This window comes from Streptomyces sp. UH6, assembly GCF_013421635.1.
GTDB classification, from domain to species: domain Bacteria; phylum Actinomycetota; class Actinomycetes; order Streptomycetales; family Streptomycetaceae; genus Streptomyces; species Streptomyces abyssomicinicus.
In genome coordinates, this window is the sequence record NZ_JACADT010000369.1 from 1 (window position 1) to 5,164 (window position 5,164).

Sequence of the window (5,164 nt, forward strand, 5' to 3'; positions counted from 1 at the left end):
CGGAGCCGGCGCCAAGGCCAGGGCCAAGACCGGAGCCAGGGCCGGGGCCGGGGCCGGAGTCGCGGCCGGATGCGGAGCCGAGGCCAGGGCCAAGGCCAAGGCCGGAGCCAGGGCCGGGGCCGGGGCCGGAATTCAGCCGGTGCGGGAGATGAGGAGGAGGGCGCGGTCGTCGTTGACGTCCTTCGCGACGGCCTCGATCAGGTGCCACGCGGCGCCCTCGAAGCCGCCGGCCACGTACCGGTCGGCCTCGCCGGTGAGGCGGTCGATGCCCTCCACCAGGTCGCGTTCGGCGGTCTCCACCAGACCGTCGGTGAAGAGCATCAGCACGTCGCCGGGGCGCAGCGACCCCTTGCAGGGGTCGAAGGAGGCGCCGTCGTAGACGCCGAGCAGCGGCCCCTCGGCCGTCTTCTCCTCCCAGCGCCCGGTGCCCGCGGACAGCTGGAGCCCCGGCGGGTGGCCCGCCGAGTAGAGCTCGTAGTCGCCGGTGTCCAGGTCGAGGACCAGGTGGATGGAGGTGGCGAAGCCCTCGTCCCAGTCCTGCCGGAGCAGGTAGCCGTTGGCGGCGGGCAGGAACGCGTGCGGTGGGAGCGATCCCAGCAGGCCGCCGAACGCGCCGGACAGCAGCAGCGCCCGCGACCCGGCGTCCATGCCCTTGCCGGAGACGTCGGTGAGGACGACCTCCAGGGTGCGGCCCTCGTTGGTGCGGGCCGCGACCACGAAGTCGCCGGAGAAGGACTGGCCGCCGGCCGGGCGCAGTGCCATCTCCCGGTGCCAGCCGGCCGGCAGGTCGGGCAGCGCGCTCTGCACCCGGATGCGCTCGCGGAGGTCGAAGAGCATGGTGCCGCCGCGCCGCCAGGGCACGCCGACCCGGCTGCGGAACTGCGCGACCAGCAGGCCCACGAAGCCGCAGGCGGCGACCACCAGCACCACGCCGGGGGTGACCCGGGCGAAACCGTCCGGGTAGGGCCGCAGGGCCAGCGCCTCCACGATCAGCGCGGTGGCCGCGGCCGCGTAGAGGGCGAGGAGGCTGGCGGGCCGCAGCAGCAGACCGCCCACCACGATGGGCAGCACCAGGGCCGCCGGGGTGAACCAGACGGCGTTGGCGAGGGTGAGGCTCGCGATCAGGGGAATGGTGAGGAGCAGGGCGACGAAGGCGATCCAGTCCGACCCGTCACCCCGGAAGTAGTCGACCGCGGCTTTGCGCAGGCCGATGCGGGCCCGGTGGAACTGCTTCTTCATCCGGGCCGTGAACGTGTCGGCGGCCGAGCGCCTTTTCCGTCCTGCTGCCATCGCTTGGGACCCTATCCAGCGGACCCCCTCCCTGGCACGGGAGGTCCCACTTGTCCCCCGTCCGGGGCGGGATTCGGGCCGGAAGTCCCTGCCTTCCCCGCCGTTCCCCCGGGGGTCGCGGCCGCCGGTCACGCGCCGGGCACGTTCGCGGGCTGGCACCCGGGGCACCAGAACAGGTTGCGCGCCGCCAGTTCGGCCGTGCGGACGGCCAGGCCGCAGACGTGGCACGCCTGACCGGTGCGCCGGTAGACGTAGACCTCGCCGCCGTGGTCGTCGACGCGGGGCGGACGGCCCATGGCCTCGGGCTCGTGCTCGGGGCGGACGGTGTCGATGCGGTTGTTCCGGACGCCCTCGCGCATCAGCCGCACCAGGTCGGCCCAGATCGCGTCCCACTGCGCGCGGGTGAGGTCCCGGCCGGGCAGGTAGGGGTCGACTCCGTGCCGGAAGAGGACCTCGGCCCGGTAGACGTTCCCGACGCCGGCCACCACCTTCTGGTCCATGAGCAGGGCGGCGACGGTGGTCCGGCTCCGCGAGATCCGGTGCCAGGCGGCGTCCGGGTCGGCGTCCTCACGCAGCGGGTCGGGACCCAGGCGGTCGTGTATCGCCTGCTTCTCGCCCGGGGTGATCAGCGCGCAGGTGGTCGGGCCGCGCAGGTCCATGAAGGCCGTCGGGCCGGCCAGGCGCAGGCGGACGGTGTCGGCCGGCGGGGGCGGCGGGGCGGAGCCGAAGGCGACCTTGCCGAAGAGGCCGAGGTGGATGTGGACCCAGGCGGTGTTCCCGGGGTCCGCGGGGGCTCCGGGCCCGGGGGACCCGGCGAATCCGGGGAACCCCAGGAAGAGGTGCTTGCCGTGTGCCTCGGCGGACGTCATCCCGGCGCCGTCGACCAGGGCCGCGCCGTCGGCGAACTTTCCCTGGGGGCTGCTGACGCGCACCGGGGCGTGCAGGAAGCGCTCGGCGCAGTCCTGGGCGAGCCGGTGGATGGTGTGCCCTTCCGGCACGGCGTCTTCTCCGATCTGCCCCGCTCCACGGCACGGCCCCCGCACGTCGTGTACGGGGGCCGGCGAGGTCCTGGGGCGTGGGGCTGCCGCGGCGCTTCGCCGCTGCCGCCGTTACTGCTGGGGGTGGTGGGCCGGGATCGGCGGGAGGTCGCCCGACGTCTCGTACGCGGCGAGCATCTCGATGCGGCGGATGTGACGCTCGTCGCCGGAGAACGGCGTGCTCAGGAAGATCTCGACGAACTTCGTCGCCTCCTCCTCGGAGTGCATCCGCGCGCCGATCGCCACCACGTTGGCGTCGTTGTGCTCGCGGCCGAGAGCGGCGGTCTGCTCGCTCCAGGCGAGCGCGGAGCGCACGCCCGCGACCTTGTTGGCGGCGATCTGCTCGCCGTTGCCCGAGCCGCCGATCACCACGCCGAGGGAGCCCGCGTCGGCCGCGGTGCGCTCCGCCGCGCGGAGGCAGAACGGCGGATAGTCGTCCTGGGCGTCGTAGATGTGCGGGCCGCAGTCCACCGGCTCGTGGCCGGCTGCCTTCAGCCACTCGACGAGGTGGTTCTTCAGTTCGTAACCGGCGTGGTCGGAGCCGAGATAGACGCGCATGGTCCGAGTGTGACATGGACGCGAGCGGGCGCCGCGCACGGGGCGGCGGTTCCGGCACGGCTCGAAACTCCGGAAACTGTGATCTCGGCCATAGGAGCGAAGGCAAAGCCGCGACAAAAATCCGGAACCCCAGGTTCCGCTGATGTCCTTCCTCCGTTTCACTGGACCATCGCTCCGGCGGCCACCCCGCATGCCCCACGAGGGCGGGGGAACCTCACACGCACAACCCGGCGTAAGGAACAGCTCCATGACTTCTGGCGGACACGAGGGCTCCGGCCTTCAGGCCGGCCTCAAGAACCGGCATCTGACGATGATCGCCATCGGCGGCGTCATCGGCGCGGGTCTCTTCGTCGGTTCGAGCAGCGGCATCGCCGCGGCCGGCCCCGGCATCCTGCTGTCGTACGCCCTGGTGGGCGCGCTCGTCGTGTTCGTGATGCGGATGCTCGGCGAGATGTCGGTCGCCAACCCGACCTCCGGCTCGTTCTCCGCCCACGCCGACCGCGCGCTGGGCCGCTGGGCGGGCTTCTCCATCGGCTGGCTCTACTGGTTCTTCTGGGTCGTCGTGCTCGCCGTCGAGGCGACGGCGGGCGCGGTGATCCTGGAGGGCTGGATCCCGGCCGTACCGCAGTGGGCCTGGGCGCTGATCGTGATGGTCGTGCTCACCGCGACCAACCTGGCCTCCGTCGGCAACTACGGCGAGTTCGAGTTCTGGTTCGCCGGCATCAAGGTCGTCGCCATCGGCGCGTTCATCGTGATCGGCCTGCTGGCGGTCTTCGGGGTGCTGCCGGGCGTCGACGCCGAGCAGGCCTCCTGGTCCAACCTGACGGAGCACGGCGGCTTCCTGCCGCACGGTGCCGGCGCGATCCTGACCGGTGTCCTGCTGGTCGTCTTCTCCTTCATGGGGTCCGAGATCCCGACGCTGGCCGCCGGTGAGGCCGAGGACCCGCAGAAGGCCGTCACCCAGGCCACCAACAGCATCATCTGGCGGATCGGCGTCTTCTACCTGGGCTCGATCCTGATGGTCGTCACCCTGCTGCCGTGGGACTCGAAGAAGATCGCCGAGGACGGCTCGTACGTGGCCGCGCTCGACTCGCTGGGCATCCCGCACGCCGGTCAGATCATGAACTTCATCATCCTGACCTCGGTGCTCTCCTGCCTGAACTCCGGTCTGTACACCGCCTCGCGGATGGCGCACTCGCTCGGCCGCCGCGGCGACGCGCCGAAGGCGTTCGCGAGCACCACGGGCAACGGCGTGCCCCGGGTGGCGATCCTGGCGTCGGTGGTCTTCGGCTTCGTCGCGGTGTTCTTCAACTACGCGTTCCCGGACACCGTCTTCCTCTTCCTGCTCAACTCCTCGGGCGCGGTGGCGCTCTTCGTGTGGCTGGTGATCTGTGTGTCGCAGCTGCGCATGCGCCGGATCGTGATGCGGGAGGCGCCGGAGAAGCTGGTCGTGAAGATGTGGCTCTTCCCGTACCTGACGTGGGCGTGCATCGCGTTCATCGTCTTCGTGATCGGCTACATGCTGACCGACACGGAGAACGGGGGCCGGGACACGATGCTGCTGTCGCTGCTGGTGGCGGCGGTCGTGGTCGGCGTCGCCCTGGTCCGGCGCCGGGGCCGCGCCCCCGCGGCCGTCGCCTCCGACGGCTCGTCCGGCGACTCCGCGTCGCAGCCGGCCGAGGTCTGACGCCCGCGCCCGCCGTCACGGGACCCCCACCGCCCGCCCGGGCGGCGGGGGTCCCGTCGTTCCGGCGGCGGGTCAGCAGGGAAGGACGCGCAGCGGCGAGGAGGGGTGGTGGTCGAGGGCGGCGGTGAGGGCGGTGCGGATCAGCGCGGCCTGGTGCTCCATGCCCTGGGCGGTGGTGAGGCGGACCCGGGGGACGCGGACCACCGTGACCCCGATCCGCTCCAGCCGCTCGCGCTTCCCGGCGTCCCCCGGCGCGTCGAGCTCCACGGCCACCGCACGCTCCGGCCAGTAGGCGTCCACCACCCCCAGCGACGGCCCGTCGGGCAGGCGGAGCTCGACGTTCCACACCGGGTCGGGCAGCCCGTGCTCCCAGGCCATCCGGTACAGCCGCTCCTCCGCCGCGGTGCGCCCCTCGGCCACCAGGACCTCCATGGCGTCCGTGACCCCGGGCCGCCCGGTCAGCCGCGCCCGGCGCAGTTCCCGCAGCAGCGCGGCGGCCTCGCAGTGCCCGTCCTGGACCGCCTCGCCGAACAGCCGCCGGACCGTGAGGGTGCCGGGGTCCTCCGGGAGATGGGCCACCGTGTCGGCGACG

At 72.8% G+C, this 5,164-nt stretch carries 4 protein-coding genes and 1 pseudogene; 1 reads left to right on the plus strand and 4 read right to left on the minus strand.

Annotation, left to right across the window (positions count from 1 at the left end):
* Positions 1 to 132: 132 nt before the first annotated feature.
* From HW445_RS17790 to HW445_RS17800, 3 genes are all read right to left on the minus strand, one after another.
* Positions 133 to 1,290, minus strand: a complete 1,158-nt coding sequence (locus tag HW445_RS17790) for a PP2C family protein-serine/threonine phosphatase (protein ID WP_151773226.1) — start codon at positions 1,288 to 1,290, stop codon at positions 133 to 135.
* 128 nt (positions 1,291 to 1,418) lie between these two features.
* Positions 1,419 to 2,288: an Fpg/Nei family DNA glycosylase gene (locus HW445_RS17795; RefSeq protein WP_180221993.1), complete on the minus strand. Its 870-nt coding sequence runs from the start codon at positions 2,286 to 2,288 to the stop codon at positions 1,419 to 1,421.
* A 111-nt stretch (positions 2,289 to 2,399) separates the two neighbouring features.
* Positions 2,400 to 2,885, minus strand: a complete 486-nt coding sequence (locus tag HW445_RS17800) for a ribose-5-phosphate isomerase (protein WP_180221994.1) — start codon at positions 2,883 to 2,885, stop codon at positions 2,400 to 2,402.
* Positions 2,886 to 3,132: 247 nt separating this feature from the next.
* Here HW445_RS17800 and HW445_RS17805 point away from each other — a divergent pair, with 247 nt between their 5' ends.
* Positions 3,133 to 4,572 (plus strand): amino acid permease, encoded by a 1,440-nt coding sequence (locus HW445_RS17805; RefSeq protein ID WP_180221995.1) that lies wholly within the window; start codon positions 3,133 to 3,135, stop codon positions 4,570 to 4,572.
* A 72-nt stretch (positions 4,573 to 4,644) separates the two neighbouring features.
* Here HW445_RS17805 and HW445_RS17810 read toward each other — a convergent pair.
* Positions 4,645 to 5,164 (minus strand): annotated as a pseudogene (locus HW445_RS17810) (hypothetical protein); the annotation flags it as partial.

Coding starts and splice junctions, on each gene's coding strand:
- HW445_RS17805 (WP_180221995.1), top strand. CDS start 3,133: ATGACTTCTGGCGGACACGAGGGCTCCGGCCTTCAGGCCGGCCTCAAG.
- HW445_RS17800 (WP_180221994.1), bottom strand. CDS start 2,885: ATGCGCGTCTATCTCGGCTCCGACCACGCCGGTTACGAACTGAAGAAC.
- HW445_RS17790 (WP_151773226.1), bottom strand. CDS start 1,290: ATGGCAGCAGGACGGAAAAGGCGCTCGGCCGCCGACACGTTCACGGCC.